The organism is Spirillospora sp. NPDC127506, from assembly GCF_040302145.1.
Lineage (GTDB): Bacteria > Actinomycetota > Actinomycetes > Streptosporangiales > Streptosporangiaceae > Spirillospora.
In genome coordinates, this window is record NZ_JBEORG010000018.1 from 1 (window position 1) to 15,672 (window position 15,672).

Consider the following 15,672-nt stretch of genomic DNA (forward strand, 5'->3'; position numbering starts at 1 on the left):
CTGCTCAAGCAGCACCGGGCCGTGGCCACTCGCTACGACAAGCTCGCCGTCCGCTACCAAGCCACTGTCCAGGTCGCTGCCATCAACATCTGGCTTCAAGCCCTGGCCAACACCACTTTCTAAACACTGCCTAGTCACCGGTTGTCCATTGCGTGGACGGTCGACGGGAAGACCGCCGGAAAGGGTTCCAACCTCGACCTCGCCGGGCTGCACCTCAAGAAGGGCACGCACACGGTCAAGGTGACGGTCACAGACCCCACCGACTTCGTCCGAGACCCGGCGATCAGGACGTCGCCCGCGCTCATTCAGGTTCGCAGGTGGAGTGTGGACACCAGCTTGAAGACCCCATCGGCGACCATGCCGGTCGACTTCAGCTCCTCTACGCCGACCGACAAGCCGGTTGGTGCCGAATCCGCCGTGTACGTGGAGACGACCCACCCGGCAGGGTTCGCGCCCAAGGTGCACTGGGAGCTCGATGGGCGCCGTGTTCGCGGCGGTGGCCGGGACATCGATCTCGGACGGTTCCGCTTGTCCGCAGGTACGCACACGCTGGTCGCGAGGGTCGGTTCCAACAGCCGTGTGTGGACGGTCGACGCCGAACGTCCGACAGTGGCGTACGCCCTGTCCAAGGCCGCAGCGAGCCGGGTCCGGGCGGGGCACACGTCCGAGTTCGTGTTCGACGGCCCGTTCACCATGCGGCTGACCGGGACCGACGACCGTCCCGGTGTGGTCGTCTCGGAGTTCCGCGTGGACGGCGACGGCTGGTTCAACTACTTCGGCTGGCCGACCGACTCGTCCGCCCCCTGGCTGTTCACCGCGGACGGCACCGTCATCGACGGCCTCACCTACGGCAAGCTCGGCAAGGGCCGCCACACCATCGAGTACCGAGCCACCGACCCGTCCGGCAACATCGGCAAGCCCCAGCGCTTCATCGTCACGCTCCGCTGAGCCGCGCAGGACGGACGGCGGGCGCCTGCGACACGGCCGCGCTGTCCCGCAGGCCCAGGCTGCCCGCTTCGACGACCTCGCACGACCGCGACGCTTCGCCCGATCAGGCTGCTCGGTCCGCCGGACCCGTAGGGACGGCGAACGCCGGCCGCGGTATCGCGGCCGGCGTCGTCTTGCGGCCTCCGCCCTTCGGGGCGGCTGGTCGTCGCGCGCGCCGGCCGACGACCCCGCCGTCCCTCACCCGGACGCCGGCTCCGGGGCGGTCTTCGCAGCGTCCGCCTTGTCATCGCCGGGCGCGGGCGCAGCGGGCGCCTCGGGTGACGGGGAGCGGTGCGCCGTGGCGAGGACGGACCCGAGCAGGATCAGCACGAACGACGCGATGATCGTCCCGGTGAGGGGCTCGTTGAGGAACACGACCCCGGCGGCGACCGCCACGGCCGGGTTCACGTACGTGAACACCATGCCGCGGGACGTGCCGACTTCCCGGATCAGCTCGAAGAACACGATGAACGCCAGCGCCGTGCAGATCAGGCCGAGGCCGATGAGCGCGGCCAGCACGCGCCCGCTCGGCATCTCGTCCGGCCAGGTGGCGATCGCGGGACCGGTGTAGATCAGCGCCGCGATGGCGAGCGCGAACGCGGCCATGTGCAGGCTGGGCAGGCCCTGGAGGCGCCGCGTGGCGATCATCGGGGCGATCGCGTATCCGAGCGCGACGAGCATGACCTCGCCGATCGCCCGCGCGCTGCCGCCGCCGAGGTGCGGCCCGGCGAGGACGCCGACGCCGGCCAGCCCGACGAGCAGCCCCGCCCAGCGCACCGGTCCGAGCCGCTCCCCGTCGCCGGTGAGCCGGGCCAGCACCACCCCGACGATGGGGACGGCCGCGATCAGCAGCCCGGTCATGGAGCTGGTCAGCCGGTTCTCGGCGTCGGACAGCAGCGCCCACGGGCCGAGGATCTCGACCGCGGTGAACAGCAGCAGCGGGCGCCAGTGCCGGCGCACCGCGTCCAGCTGCCCGGACCGCAGCACCAGCGGCAGCAGGATGAGGGCGCCGAGCGCGGTCCGCGCGAACACCACCATCGGCACCGAGACGCTCTCGACCGCCACTTTGATCATCAGGTAGGGGATGCCCCACAGCACGCTCATCAGCGCGAACAGAATCCAGCCACGGCGACTCAACACGACCTCCGTTCCCGTTCCGCCCGCCCCACCGGGCGCCTTCGGCCCCGGCCACGGCACCGGACACTGCCGCGACTTCGCGGCAGCGACCCCCGCACAGCGGTATCCGAGCCGCTGATCAGCGCCGGGCGGACCTCGCCGCGGCGGCGGAACCTGTGCGGCGTGCCCGGACCCGGTCGCGACCGCCGCCGGGATGATCCCGCCGCGCAGCGGATCCCTGCGCCGCGGCATCTGGTCCCGACGGCGATCGGTGCCGGGCCACTCGGCGTGACCAGCACTTTCGGCCGGCCCCATCGGGGCGGACGTTCTCAGGATGCCTGTCGGCGGGCCGCGCTGTCTTGAACGCTGTTGCGGTACGCGCCGGGCGTGACGCCGACCACGCGGCGGAACCAGCGGGTGAGGTGCGCCTGGTCGGCGAACCCCACGAGCGTCGCCGCCTCCGCCGGACGGTGCCCGGTCTCCAGCAGCGCCCGGGCCCGCGTCACCCGGTGCTGGGCGAGCCACGCGTACGGCGGCATGCCCACCGCGTCGCGGAACGCGCGCAGCAGCTGGTAGCGGGAGAGGTCCAGGTCGGCGGCCATTTCGGCGAGCGTCGGCGGGGCGGCCATCTCGTCCGAGAGGCGGGTCGCGACCTGCCGCGCGATGCCCCTGGAGTCGGATCGCCGGTGTTCCGGCACCGCTTTCGGCGCGTGGACCGCGTGCCGCCGGACGAGCGCGCCCAGCACTCCGAGCAGCCGGGACTCGCCCTCCAGCGGGTCTTCGCCGAGCCGCAGGGCACGGTGGGCCAGCCGCAGCTCCTGGCCGAGCCGGACGTCGTCGATGATCGGGTCGCGGAAGTGTGGTTCGGCCGGGACGGGGCCGGGCTCCGCGGTCGTCGCGGCGCCCAGCAGTTCGGCGCCCGGGTAGACGCACAGGTAGGCGAACCCGTCCGGGCGCGCCGGACCGCCCGTGTGCGCCTCCCCCGGCTCGACCACGACGAGGCTGCCGGCCGCCGAGTAGATCTTCTCGCCCCGGTAGCGCATCGTCTCCAGGCCGTCGACCGTCACCCCGATGGCGTACTCGTCGTGGGTGTGCGGCGCGTAGTGGCGGCGGCCGATCCTGGCCGTCAGCAGGTCGAGCGGCGCGCCCTGGATCCCGGCGACGCGGGTCCAGAGGGTCTGGTCGGCGGACGGCGCGCCGCCGCGCCCGAGGAGGAGGTCAGGCCGAGAAGACGTGCCGGAGCCGCCAGCGGTCCTCGTCACGGCCCAGCTCCGCGACGGCCACGCCCTCGGCGCCGGTGACGCGGACCCGGTAGACCCTGCCCTCGCGGGCCGTCCCGTAGGTCTTCAGCACCTCGTCCACCGCGTAGCGCGTCCCCCGCCACTCGTACGCGGTGAGCCGTCCCGCCGGGTCGTGCTCCGTTCGGACCGGCTCGTTCAGCAACTGCCCCATGCCGGGAGCGTAGCATGTATTCGAACTGGTGTTCGCAGGTCAGAGGGGGTTCCACGATGCGCCGCGCGACGCCCCGGGACCGTTCGGCACCGGCCGCAGTCCACCGTACGCCGGCGCACCCGCTTCCCGCCGGGTGCGGCACGCCGGCGGCCTGGGCGGCGCGAAGCCGGATCACGCCAGTCATGTACGAGCTAACGGAGAACACCTCCAACCTCATCCCCGACACGGCCGACGGGCGGCCGATAAGGGGTAGGGACCGGTGGAAACGAAGGGAACGGTCATGATCAACGGTGCACACGTGATCCTCTACAGCCGCGACGCCGAAGCGGACCGCGCGTTCCTGCGGGACGTGCTCGGCCTGCCCGACGTCGACGCCGGTCACGGATGGCTGATCTTCAAGCTGCCGCCGGCGGAGGTGGCGGCGCACCCCACCGACGAGGAGCCCCGCCACGAGTTCTACCTGATGTGCGACGACATCCGCGCCACCCTGGACGACCTCGCCCGCAAGGGCGTCCAGGTCGACGCACAGGTCAGCGATCAGGGCTGGGGACTGCTCGCGGCGATCAGGCTGCCGAGCGGCGCCGAGCTGCCGATCTACCAGCCCCGGCACCCGCGGGCCACTGACCTGTAGAGCCCGTCATCCACAGCTTGTGGACAACCATGACGCACACCTCCTCGTCCCTGGTGACACGCGATCCGGAGGTCGCGTCCACAGGCGGATCCCCAGAACAGCCGGGTTTTCCACGCTTCGGGGCGCCCCGCTGGGCACCGTCCTCTCCATCATCCACGCGCCCCGGCCGCCGTCCACAGAATCCACACCCTGTGGATAACTTCTGTGCACACCCTGGGTACGACCAGCCGGTTCGGCGTCCACCATTCTTCCCCAGGTCACCCCCAGCCGTCCCGCCTCGTTGTCCACGTCGCGGAAAAGCCGATGACCTGGGCTAAGAGCACCCTGGGACGCCTCTCGCCCACACCGCATTCACAGCCTGTGGGCGAATCTCCTCCACAACCGAAGCCGGGCAGTGGACAACGCCGCCCACCGGCAATCCCCAGCCACGTCCCCAACCGGCCACCGGCCCTACGCCGGCATCGCCTCAAGGTGGGCGCGGCTGGAGGCCATCCGGATCGCTGAGGAGGAACTGCCGGACACCGTACGGCGTGTCCTGAAGGGCACTGATCCTGGGCAGCCCCGCGTGGGAACCCCGCCCGAGCGCCCGCTTGAGTCCGCCGTACAGGTCATCGACGCTCGCGGTGAGATGCTTTCGCCACCCGAAGAGATGCAACTCGACGTCGCCGCGCCAGGGTTAGAGCGTCATCTGCCCGCCCGAAGCCGCAGAGGTAGAGGATGGAGTAGCACCCATACCCAGGCACTGGCCGCGAGGGTTTTCCACAGACTGTGGACAACAAGGTCGGGAGGCATCGTGGACTTCACCGAGCACACCGCCACAGAGGCCGTTCAGAACAGTTTCAGCGAGACTCCGGACGCACGCCTCCGGGAACTGCTGAACACGCTCACCCGCCACCTGCACGCGTTCGTCCGCGATGCCAGGCCGTCCGTCGAGGAGTGGGAACGCGGGATCGAGTTTCTCACCGCGGTGGGCCAGGCATGCACTGACACACGGCAGGAGTTCGTCCTGCTGTCGGACGTCCTCGGCGTCTCAATGCTCGTGGAAACCCTCAACGAGCAGGAAGGCGGGACGGAGAGCACCGTCCTGGGCCCCTTCCACATGGTCGAGTCGCCACCGCGGGAGCTGGGCGACAGCATCGACCTGGTGGGCGAAGCCGAACCATGCGTGGTATCGGGCCGAGTCTTGAGCACAGACGGAACACCACTGCCCAATGCTGAAGTCGACGTATGGCAGTGCGATGAAAACGGCTTCTACGACGTCCAACGGCCGGATTCACAGCCACCCGGCAACGGCCGTGGACTGTTCCGCACCGACGATGAGGGACGCTTCCGTTTCCGCACAGTCGTCCCCAGCCATTACCCGATCCCCACGGACGGCCCGGTCGGGCAGCTTCTCAAGGCCACCCGGCGGCATCCCTACCGTCCCGCGCACATTCACTTCATCGTCCGGGCGGACGGCCACGTGCCCCTGACCACCCACATCTTCGTGGCCGACAGCCCTTACCTTGACTCGGACGCCGTCTTCGCGGTCAAGCACAGCCTCATCGTCGACTTCGCCGAGTCCCACGATGAGGCGGCCGCCGCACTCAACGGCGTTGAAACCCCTTTCCGGCACGCCGAGTTCGACCTGACCCTCCCCAGACAGCCGGCGTAGCCTGCACCAACGCCCTCCGACTCCCCCGGCCACCCGAACCAGAAACGAAACCGCGGCACAGTTATCCACAACCTGTGGAGAAACACTCCCACCTTATGGATAACTGCTCCCGACCATCACCGACGACGGATCACTACTCCATCAGACTCCGACCCGCACCTTCACCGAGATCCACCCCGGGATGCCGAGGTCCCATGCGGTCGTTTCGGAGAACGCCGGCCGGATTGGTCATAGGCACGCCGTGGGGCCACTACGGAAGCGGATACAAGTAGTCCGACCACGCGATCGGCACCGCCCTCATGGACGCCATCATAGGAATCGCAGCAGGCCCCGGGAGGAGATGTAGGGGCGGAGCCCCACAGGGGTTCGGGCCTCAGTCGGCGTGCTGAAGAAGCGGCGGAAAGGACGCCGAGGGCAGCAACCCCGCACAGGCAAGACGGAACCCCGAAAGCTCAGCCGCGAGGGGACGTAGGGGCGCAACCCCACAGCGATTGGGGACCTCCGGCCAGCGCACCGAAGGGCAAGCGGGAAAAGTCGCCGGAGGCAGCAACCCCGCACAGACAGGACGGAACCCTGAAAGCTCAGCCGCGAGGGGGCGGGGAGGCGCAACCCCCCAGCGGTCGGGAACCTCCGGCCACACTCCGAAAGGCAGGCGGAAAAAGTCGCCAGAGGCAACAACCCCGCACAAACAGGACGAAACGCGAAGAGCTGAGCCGGGAGGGGGCGTGGGGGCGGAGCCCCCACATCGGGGGTCTGGGGGTCGCCCCCCAGGCAGAAATGACGAAGGAGTGACGGCGAGGAGCCCCCCAGGGCTCCGAGCACGTCACTCCCAACTCCGAAGTGGGCCTAGGTGGACTTGAACCACCGGCCTCATCCTTATCAGGGATGCGCTCTAACCGACTGAGCTATAGGCCCGGAGTGTGCCGCCGCCCCTGGCGGCGCAACGAGAGGTTACCCCATCTGGGCGGACAACCGGAAATCGGTTGCCGGGCGGCGGCGGGGCGGGGCTACTCGGCCTCCTTGAGGGTGACCTCGACGCCGCCGACCAGGTCGGCGGCGAGGTTGTAGATGACGGAGCCGACCGTGGACAGGGCGGTGATGAGCATGACGTTCAGGGCGCCCACGAGGACGGTGTAGCCGAAGACGCGGAAGAAGGAGAACCAGTTGCCGGCGTCGACGCTGCCGGTGGTTTCGCCCTGTTCGCGGGTGAGGCTGTTGATCGTGTCGCTGATGGCGTCGAACACGCCGAGGCCCGCGAGGATCACGTACAGGACGATGACGGCGACGAGGAGGATGACGAAGCAGACCAGCGACATGACGAAGCTGAACTTCATCACCGACCACGGCTCGAGCCTGGCGAGCTGGAGCTGGGCCTTGCGGGCCGGTTTGGTGTTCGCGGGTTTGGCCGAGTTCGCCGGGGCGACGGCGGTGGACGACGGGCGGTCCTTCAGGACGGTGCCGGCGAAGCCGCGGCGGGTGCCGCCCGATGACGTGGGCTTGGAGGAGTTGCCGGGGGACGCGTTGAACGGCTTGCCGGCGCTCTCCGTACGTCCTGCAGAGACCGAACCGGACGGCTCGGCGGGTTTGGCCCAGCCCGCCGAGCCGGGGGACGCGGAGGGCGGGTCGTCGGCCGGGTCCTTGACCGGGGCGATCTCGGGGGTGCCGGCGTCCTTCGCCGGCTTCTCCTCCTCGATCTTGGCCAGGTCGATGCGGGTGGTGTCGGCGCTCGGCGAGCCCGGCTTCCCGTCGCCGTCCGGCGTGTCGAGGTCGACCGTCGTCTCGTCCCGCCCGGGCTTGGCGGACGCGGCGGCGACGGTCTTGGACGGCTTCGTCCCGGTCTTGGACGGCTCGGGCTCGGCGCCGGGCTTCTTGGCGGCGCCGCCCTTCCCCTGACCGGCCGCGCCGGGCGGACCGCCCTTGTTCTTGCCGGGCTCGGTGCTCACGTGTCGTCCTCCTGGCCTAGCGGCTCGGTGACGATGCAGAATACGTCACTCACCGTCGCCCCCTTCGCCGTCGTCCGAGTCCTCGATGGACTCTACGTTCCTCGCGATCGCCACGACGCTGTCCCCGTCCGCGAGGTTCATCAGGCGGACGCCCATGGTCTGCCTGCCGGACTGCTTGATCTCCGCGGCGGTGGTGCGGATCACGCCACCGTTCGACGTCATCGCGAACACCTCGTCGTCGGGGCCGACTATCAGCGCCCCTACCAACATCCCGCGCGATTCAACGATCTTAGCGGTGAGGACGCCCTTACCCCCACGACCCTGGAGAGGGTATTGGTCCACGGGAGTGCGCTTGGCGTAGCCGCCCCGGGTGGCCACCAGGACGTCGTCGGACCCGTTGTGGACGACGAGCATGTTGAGGACCTCCTGGTCCTCGTCGAAGCGCATGCCGATGACGCCGGACGTGGCGCGCCCCATCGGCCGCAGCGACTCGTCGTCGGCGCGGAACTTGATCGCCTGGGCGCCGGTGGAGACCATCAGCAGCCGGTCCTCGGCGGAGACGAGCCGGGCGGCGATCACCTCGTCGCCCTCGACGAGGTTGATGGCGATGATGCCGCCGGTGCGGGGCGAGTCGAAGTCGCGCAGCGCGGTCTTCTTGACGCGGCCCTTCTTCGTCCCGATGACGAGGTAGGGGGCGACGTCGTAGTCGCGGAGGTCCATCACCTGGGCGATGCGCTCGTCCGGCTGGAAGGCCAGCAGGTTCGCGACGTGCTGCCCGCGCGAGTCGCGGCCGGCGTCCGGCAGCTCGTACGCCTTGGCCCGGTAGACGCGGCCCTTGTTGGTGAAGAACAGGATCCAGTTGTGCGTCGAGGTGACGAAGAACTGGTCGACGATGTCGTCCTGCTTCAGCTGCGCGCCGCGCACGCCCTTGCCGCCGCGCCGCTGCGCCCGGTACTGGTCGGTGCGGGTGCGCTTGGCGTAGCCGCCGCGGGTGATGGTGACGACGACGTCCTCTTCGGCGATGAGGTCCTCGTAGGAGACGTCCCCGTCGAACGGCACGATCTCGGTGCGGCGCTCGTCGCCGTACTTCTCGACGATGGGGGCGAGCTCGTCGCCGACGATCTGCCGCTGCCGGTCGGGCGAGGCGAGGATGTCGTTGTAGTCGGCGATCTCCGCCATGAGCTTGTCGTACTCGTCGGTGATCTGCTGGCGCTCCAGGGCGGCGAGCTTGCGCAGCTGCATGTCGAGGATGGCCTGCGCCTGGATCTCGTCGATCTCCAGCAGCCCCATCAGGCCCTGCTGCGCCTCCTGGGCGGACGGGGAGCGCCGGATGAGGGCGATGACCTCGTCGATCCGGTCGAGGGCCTTCAGCAGGGCGCGCAGGATGTGGGCGCGCTCCTCGGCCTTGCGGAGCAGGAACCGGGTGCGGCGGACGATGACTTCGACCTGGTGCGCGACCCAGTGCCGGACGAACTGGTCGATGCGCAGGGTGCGCGGCACGCCGTCGACCAGCGCGAGCATGTTCGCGCCGAACGTCTCCTGCAGCTGGGTGTGCTTGTACAGGTTGTTCAGGACGACCTTGGCGACGGCGTCGCGCTTCAGCACGATGACGAGGCGCTGCCCCGTCCGGCCGGACGTCTCGTCGCGGACGTCGGCGATGCCGTCGAGCTTGCCGTCCTTCACCAGGTCGGCGATCTTCAGCGCGAGGTTGTCCGGGTTGACCTGGTAGGGGAGTTCGGTGACGACGAGGCAGGTGCGGCCCTGGATCTCCTCGACGTCGACGACGGCCCGCATGGTGATGGAGCCGCGGCCGGTGCGGTACGCCTCCTCGATGCCCTTGCGGCCGACGATGAGGCCGGCGGTCGGGAAGTCCGGGCCCTTGATCCGCTCGATGAGCGCTTCGAGCAGCTCGTCGTCGGACGCGCCGTAGTTCTCCAGGTACCAGCGGACGCCGTCGGCGACCTCGCGCAGGTTGTGCGGCGGGATGTTCGTCGCCATCCCCACCGCGATGCCGGCGGACCCGTTGACCAGCAGGTTCGGGTACCGGGACGGCAGGACGTCCGGCTCCTGGGAGCGGCCGTCGTAGTTGGGGGAGAAGTCGACGGTCTCCTTGTCGATGTCGCGCAGCAGCTCCATCGCGAGGGGCGCCATGCGGCACTCGGTGTACCGCATCGCCGCGGCGGGGTCGTTGCCGCGCGAGCCGAAGTTGCCGTTGCCGTCGACCAGCGGGTACCGCATCGACCAGGGCTGCGCGAGCCGGACGAGCGCGTCGTAGATGGCGGAGTCGCCGTGCGGGTGGTAGTTCCCCATGACGTCGCCGACGACGCGGGCGCACTTGAAGTAGCCCCGGTCGGGCCGGTAGCCGCCGTCGTACATCGCGTACAGGACCCGGCGGTGGACGGGCTTGAGCCCGTCGCGCACCTCGGGCAGCGCGCGCGCGACGATGACCGACATCGCGTAGTCGAGGTAGCTCTTCTGCATCTCGACCTGGATGTCGACCGGCTCGATCCGTTCGCCGGGGTGGCCGCCCTCTGTGGTCACGTCCGTCACTCTGAAGACCTCTTCTGCTCGATGGGAAGCTCAGCGGGTGGGATGTGCGCCTGCCTGGGGGAGCCCGGCCTGCGGGAGCCGCGGGAGCCGTGGCGGGCGGGAGCCCCGCCTGGCGCGCACATCAGATGTCGAGGAAGCGCACGTCCTTGGCGTTGCGCTGGATGAACTCCCTGCGGGGCTCGACCTCCTCGCCCATGAGCACGCTGAACAGCTCGTCCGCCTGGGCGGCGTCGTCCAGCTGGACCTGCAGCAGGACGCGGTTGTCGGGGTCCATGGTGGTGTCCCACAGCTCGTTGGCGTTCATCTCGCCGAGGCCCTTGAAGCGCTGCACCTGGTCTCGGGGGCGGGGGTCGCGCTTGCCGGCGGCGATCCCGGCCTCGATGATCGCGTCGCGCTCGGCGTCGGAGAAGGCGTAGTCGGCGTCGGAGCCCCGCGCGTCCCACTTGATCTTGTAGAGCGGGGGCTGCGACAGGTAGACGTGCCCGGCCTCGATCAGCGGCTTCATGAACCGGAACAGCAGCGTCATCAGCAGCGTGTTGATGTGGTGGCCGTCGACGTCGGCGTCCGACATCAGGATGATCTTGTGGTAGCGGAGCTTGCTGATGTCGAACTCGTCGTGCACGCCGGTGCCGAGCGCCGTGATGATCGCCTGCACCTCGTTGTTCTTCAGGATCTTGTCGATCCTGGCCTTCTCCACGTTAAGGATCTTGCCGCGGATCGGGAGGATCGCCTGGAAGTGCGGGTTGCGGCCGCCCTTCGCGGAGCCGCCCGCCGAGTCGCCCTCGACGATGTACAGCTCGGACTTCGCCGGGTCGGTGGACTGGCAGTCCGACAGCTTGCCGGGCAGCGACGTCGACTCCAGCAGGCTCTTGCGGCGGGTCAGGTCGCGCGCCTGCCGCGCCGCAACCCGCGCGCGCGCCGCCTGCGACGCCTTGTTGATGATCTCCTTGGCCTCGCCCGGGTTCTCCTCGAACCAGTCGCGCAGGTAGACGTTGCAGGCCCGCTGCACGAACGACTTGGCCTCGGTGTTGCCGAGCTTGGTCTTGGTCTGCCCCTCGAACTGCGGGTCGGCCAGCTTGATGGAGATGATCGCGGTGAGGCCCTCGCGGACGTCCTCGCCGGTCAGGTTGTCGTCCTTCTCCCGCAGCAGGCCCTTGTCGCGGGCGTACCGGTTGACGATCGCGGTCAGCGCCGCCCGGAAGCCCTCCTCGTGGGTGCCGCCCTCCGCCGTGTTGATCGTGTTGGCGAAGGTGTGGACGGACTCGGCGTACGACGAGTTCCACTGCATGGCGATCTCGACCGACATGCCCTCGGTGTCGTCGGAGAAGTACACCACCGACTCGTGGACGGCGTCCTTGCGCGCGTTGATGTAGCGGACGAAGTCCTCGATGCCGCCCTCGTAGTGGTACCGGACGACGTGCGGCTCGCCGTTGGAGTGGTCGGGGCGCTCGTCCCGCAGGGTGATGGCGAGGCCGCGGTTGAGGAACGCCATCTCCTGCATGCGGCGGGAGAGGGTCTCGAAGTTCCACTCGGTGGTCTCGAAGATCTCCGGGTCCGGCCAGAACCTGATGAGGGTGCCGGTCTCGTCGGTCTCCTCGCCCTTCTGGAGCTCCGCCTCGGGGCCGCGCCACGTGTACGACTGGCGCCACACGTGCCCGTTGCGGCGGACCTCGGCCTCCAGCCGGGTGGACAGCGCGTTCACCACGGACGAGCCGACACCGTGCAGACCGCCCGAGACCGCATAGGACTTGCCGTCGAACTTGCCGCCCGCGTGCAGCGTGGTGAACACCAGCTCAATGGCCGGACGTTTCTCCACAGGGTGCTCGCCGACGGGGATGCCGCGGCCGTTGTCGTCCACGCTCACACCGCCGTCGGCCAGCAGCGTCACCACGATGTTGTCGGCGTGGCCGGCCAGGGCCTCGTCGACCCCGTTGTCCACGATCTCGTAGACGAGGTGGTGCAGGCCGCGCTCGCCCGTCGAGCCGATGTACATGCCGGGGCGCTTGCGGACCGCCTCAAGCCCTTCAAGGACAGTGATCGAACTAGCGTCGTACGCCAAAAGAGATCCTCCTGCCGGGGATGTCTGCCGCTCCGCACCCGAGGGAGGCGCGATGTGCCCCGTAACACACATGGGGGCACCCGGTCACGCTCTGTTCGCCTTGGTCAGAGCCCGGGCGCCCCACGGCGGCGCAGCATCCTGAACCACCTACATTCTACCGGGTAGCGCGGCGAAAAGTGGCACTCACGAGCGCTGTGTGCGCGTGTGGCGGCCGATCGGGAGCGGAGCCACATCCCCCCATAGGTCCAGGGGGGTTCTCTGGCCTACGTGGCGCTGGCCGCTGAATCGGGCGGCCCGTCCGGCGAACAGATGTTCCCACCCGCCGCAGGCGTCCCACGGCGCGCCGAGGCCGCTGCGGGCTCAACGTACCCGCCACGCGCCCGTGCGGCGGGGGCCGGACGACGGGCCCACGACCTTCACCCGGCGGACGGTGCCGTGCCCGAGCTCCTCGTTCAGCCGCCGGACGAGAGTGGACGACAGCAGGCGCAGCTGCGTCGCCCACGTCGTGGAGTCGGCGGCGACGGTCAGCACGCCGTCCTCGAAGCGCTCCGGGCGGGTGTGCTCGGCGAGCTCGGCGCCGACGATGCCCGCCCAGTTGCCGAACACGCCGCCGACGGCCGCCCGCTGCTCCCAGCCGCGGGACGCCAGCAGGTCGCGGATCGCCGCGCCGAACAGCTTGGGGTCGCCGCCCCGCCCCGGCTCCCGGACCCGGACGACGCGTCCGGTGCCCTTGCGCCTGCCGTTCTGGCCGGGGAGGGTGCCGCGCTTCAGCGCGTCGGCCTTCGCCTGGGCGAGGGCCTCGCGGGCCAGCTCGATCCCCGACTTGGCCGGAGGCGCGGGGTCCGGAGCCCCGGCCGCGGCGCCTGCGGATCCGTTCTCGGGGGACTCGGGGGACTCGGAGGAGAGGTCATGCACATCCTGTGGATCATCACTCACGCGCTCGCCCCTTCCGGTTCCGCTCGCGGGGTCTCCCGGACCGAACCACGCGCCGCTCGGGCCGGATGGCCGGCTTTCCATGGGTCAGTCCCGGACGACCTTGCCGTCGGAGACGGTATACGAGCCCCCTGTCAGTTCGGCGGGCACGTCCGCGGGGACGGCGGCCGTGATGAGGACCTGCTCGGCCGGCGCCACCATGTCGGCGAGCCGGCTGCGGCGGCCCGTGTCCAGCTCGGCGAACACGTCGTCCAGGATGAGGACGGGGTCGTCCCCGTCCGCGCGGAGCAGGTCGTAGGCCGCCAGCCGCAGCCCCAGGGCGAACGACCACGACTCGCCGTGGCTCGCGTAGCCGCGCGCCGGAAGCTCCCCCAGGCGCAGGACGAGCTCGTCCCTGTGAGGGCCGACGAGGCTCACACCCCGCTCCAGTTCCTGCTTGCGGTTCTCACCCACCGCGGCCATGAGCTGCTCGGCCAGTCGTCCACGGTCTGTGGACAACTCCACGTCCCCCAGCGAGCTCTTGTAGACGAGGTCGGCGGCACCGCTGTTCGGCGCAAGGGCCGCATACGCGCGCGCCACGAGAGGACGCAGGGCGTCGACCAGTCGCAGCCGCGCCGCCAGGAGCTCCGACCCGGTACGCGCCAGGTGCGAATCCCACACGTCCAGGGTCGCGAGCACCTCGGCGCCGGGGGAGCGCCTGTGCGCGGCCGCCGACTTCAACAGGGCGTTGCGCTGCTTGAGGACGCGCTCATAGTCGGACCGCACCCCGGCGAACCGCGGCGCCCGCGCGGTGAGCAGCTCGTCCATGAAGCGGCGCCGCTCCCCCGGGTCGCCCTTCACGAGCGCGAGGTCCTCCGGGGCGAACAGCACCGTCCGCAGCATCCCCAGGATCTCGCGCGGCCTGGGGACGGGGGACCGGTTGAGCCGCGCCCGGTTCGCCTTGCCGGGGTTGATCTCAAGCTCGATCAGCGCCTTGCGGTCGTCCTTCACCACGCCCGCCCGGACGATCGCACGCGGCGCCCCGTGCCGGACGAGCGGCGCGTCCGTGGCCGCCCGGTGGCTGCTGTGCGAGGCCACGTACCCGATCGCCTCGACCAGGTTCGTCTTGCCCTGCCCGTTCGGGCCCACGAACGCCGTGACCCCGGGCTCGAGCGCGACCTCGGCGGCCGGGTACGACCGGAAGTCCTGCAGCGAAAGGTGGGCGACGTGCACGAGACACGAGCGTAGAGCCTCACCGGGCCCGATCGAGCCGCACAGCCCGGCAGGCGCGGCCCGGCAGGCGCGGCCCGGCGGCCGGCTGCGGCGCGGCTCGCCGGCCGCGGATGCGGGCGACCCGGTCAGACCTTGGGAGGGGTGACGTCGGCGCCGGGGGAGTCGCCGTCGCCGGCGGCCGCCACCGCGTGGCCGCCGAACTGCTTGCGGAGCGCGGCGACGACGCGCATCGCGGGGGAGTCCTCCTGCCGGGACGCGAACCGCGCGAACAGCGAGGCGCTGATCGCGGGCAGCGGCACGGCGTACTGGACGGCGGCCTGCACTGTCCACCGCCCCTCGCCCGAGTCGTTGGCGTAGCCGCGCAGGTCGTCCAGCTCGGGGTCCTCGGCGAGCGCGCGGTTCAGCAGGTCGAGCAGCCACGACCGGATGACCGTGCCCTCCTGCCAGCTGAGGAACGTCTCCGGCACCCGCGTCACCAGGTCGCACGCCTGGATCAGCTCGAAGCCCTCGCCGAACGCCTGCATCATCGCGTACTCGATGCCGTTGTGGACCATCTTCACGTAGTGGCCCGCGCCGACCTTGCCCGCGTGGACGAAGCCGAACTCCCCCTCCGGCTTCAGCGTCTCGAAAATCGGCATCAGCCGCTTCACGTTGTCGTCGTCGCCGCCGACCATGAGCGCGTAGCCGTTCTCCAGGCCCCACACGCCGCCGCTCACACCGCAGTCGATGAACCCGATGCCCTTGGCCGCGAGCTCCTCGCCGTGCTTCAGGTCGTCCACATAGTGTGAATTGCCGCCGTCCACGACGAGGTCGCCGGACTGCAGGACCTCCCCCAGCTTGTGGATGGTCTCCGCGGTGGGCTCCCCGGCGGGCACCATCACCCACACGGCGCGCGGCGCGGACAGCCGCTCGACCAGCTCCTCCACCGACCCGACGTCGCTGACCTGCGGATCGCGGTCATAGCCGACGACAGTGTGGCCGCCGCGGCGCAGCCGCTCGGCCATGTTGCCGCCCATCTTGCCCAGGCCGATGATCCCAAGCTCCATGAAAGCTCACTCCCCTGTGCACAACTGGTCGTAATCGCGCGCCGCGAAGGCGGCTCCCCCGCGGTGGTCCCCTGCATGCCCCGGGGCAT

Annotated in this window: 13 protein-coding genes and 1 tRNA gene; 3 read left to right on the plus strand and 11 right to left on the minus strand. The window is 70.2% G+C overall.

All coding sequences use genetic code 11. The features are described 5' to 3' along the window. The first annotated feature begins 141 nt into the window (after positions 1-141). Positions 142-948, plus strand: a complete 807-nt coding sequence (locus ABTW95_RS18395; protein WP_500226882.1) for a hypothetical protein — start codon at positions 142-144, stop codon at positions 946-948. Positions 949-1,185: 237 nt separating this feature from the next. Here the strand turns inward: ABTW95_RS18395 and ABTW95_RS18400 are convergent, their stop codons facing one another. From ABTW95_RS18400 to ABTW95_RS18410, 3 genes are all read right to left on the minus strand, one after another. Continuing rightward, a complete protein-coding gene (locus ABTW95_RS18400) occupies positions 1,186-2,124 on the minus strand; it encodes a DMT family transporter (RefSeq protein ID WP_500226883.1) in 939 nt (312 codons plus the stop codon). Positions 2,125-2,432: 308 nt separating this feature from the next. Beyond that, entirely contained in the window at positions 2,433-3,365 is a 933-nt protein-coding gene (locus ABTW95_RS18405) for a helix-turn-helix transcriptional regulator (protein ID WP_396450232.1), read from the minus strand. Beyond that, entirely contained in the window at positions 3,322-3,555 is a 234-nt protein-coding gene (locus tag ABTW95_RS18410; RefSeq protein WP_396450233.1) for a hypothetical protein, read from the minus strand. The genes ABTW95_RS18405 and ABTW95_RS18410 overlap by 44 nt, the downstream gene beginning before the upstream one ends. 280 nt (positions 3,556-3,835) lie before the next feature. Between ABTW95_RS18410 and ABTW95_RS18415 the strand changes: the two genes are divergently transcribed. After that, positions 3,836-4,186 carry a VOC family protein gene (locus ABTW95_RS18415; RefSeq protein ID WP_396450235.1) on the plus strand — a complete coding sequence of 117 codons (351 nt, stop codon included), beginning with the start codon at positions 3,836-3,838 and terminating at the stop codon, positions 4,184-4,186. Positions 4,187-4,652: 466 nt separating this feature from the next. Here ABTW95_RS18415 and ABTW95_RS18420 read toward each other — a convergent pair whose 3' ends face one another. Next, entirely contained in the window at positions 4,653-4,841 is a 189-nt protein-coding gene (locus ABTW95_RS18420; RefSeq protein WP_500226884.1) for a DUF8817 family protein, read from the minus strand. A 138-nt stretch (positions 4,842-4,979) separates the two neighbouring features. Here ABTW95_RS18420 and ABTW95_RS18425 point away from each other — a divergent pair, with 138 nt between their 5' ends. Further along, positions 4,980-5,840: a dioxygenase family protein gene (locus ABTW95_RS18425; RefSeq protein WP_500226885.1), complete on the plus strand. Its 861-nt coding sequence runs from the start codon at positions 4,980-4,982 to the stop codon at positions 5,838-5,840. 841 nt (positions 5,841-6,681) lie between these two features. Here ABTW95_RS18425 and ABTW95_RS18430 read toward each other — a convergent pair. From ABTW95_RS18430 to gnd, 7 genes are all read right to left on the minus strand, one after another. Continuing rightward, positions 6,682-6,755 (minus strand) — tRNA-Ile (locus tag ABTW95_RS18430). Positions 6,756-6,847: 92 nt separating this feature from the next. Beyond that, positions 6,848-7,783 (minus strand): DUF3566 domain-containing protein, encoded by a 936-nt coding sequence (locus tag ABTW95_RS18435; RefSeq protein ID WP_396450238.1) that lies wholly within the window; start codon positions 7,781-7,783, stop codon positions 6,848-6,850. A gap of 45 nt (positions 7,784-7,828) precedes the next feature. Next, positions 7,829-10,333 (minus strand): DNA gyrase subunit A, encoded by a 2,505-nt coding sequence (gene gyrA, locus ABTW95_RS18440; RefSeq protein WP_396450240.1) that lies wholly within the window; start codon positions 10,331-10,333, stop codon positions 7,829-7,831. 121 nt (positions 10,334-10,454) lie between these two features. Further along, positions 10,455-12,392 (minus strand): DNA topoisomerase (ATP-hydrolyzing) subunit B, encoded by a 1,938-nt coding sequence (gene gyrB / locus ABTW95_RS18445; RefSeq protein WP_396450242.1) that lies wholly within the window; start codon positions 12,390-12,392, stop codon positions 10,455-10,457. Between the two features lie 360 nt (positions 12,393-12,752). Further along, the gene (locus ABTW95_RS18450) at positions 12,753-13,328 is read right to left on the minus strand and encodes a DciA family protein (RefSeq protein ID WP_396454561.1); all 576 of its coding nucleotides are present in this window, start codon (positions 13,326-13,328) and stop codon (positions 12,753-12,755) included. 84 nt (positions 13,329-13,412) lie between these two features. Continuing rightward, positions 13,413-14,537, minus strand: a complete 1,125-nt coding sequence (gene recF, locus ABTW95_RS18455; RefSeq protein WP_396450246.1) for a DNA replication/repair protein RecF — start codon at positions 14,535-14,537, stop codon at positions 13,413-13,415. 125 nt (positions 14,538-14,662) lie between these two features. Next, the gene (gnd, locus tag ABTW95_RS18460; protein ID WP_396450248.1) at positions 14,663-15,583 is read right to left on the minus strand and encodes a phosphogluconate dehydrogenase (NAD(+)-dependent, decarboxylating); all 921 of its coding nucleotides are present in this window, start codon (positions 15,581-15,583) and stop codon (positions 14,663-14,665) included. Positions 15,584-15,672 lie beyond the last annotated feature (89 nt).

Coding starts and splice junctions, on each gene's coding strand:
- ABTW95_RS18410 (WP_396450233.1), bottom strand. CDS start 3,555: ATGGGGCAGTTGCTGAACGAGCCGGTCCGAACGGAGCACGACCCGGCG.
- ABTW95_RS18415 (WP_396450235.1), top strand. CDS start 3,836: ATGATCAACGGTGCACACGTGATCCTCTACAGCCGCGACGCCGAAGCG.
- gnd (WP_396450248.1), bottom strand. CDS start 15,583: ATGGAGCTTGGGATCATCGGCCTGGGCAAGATGGGCGGCAACATGGCC.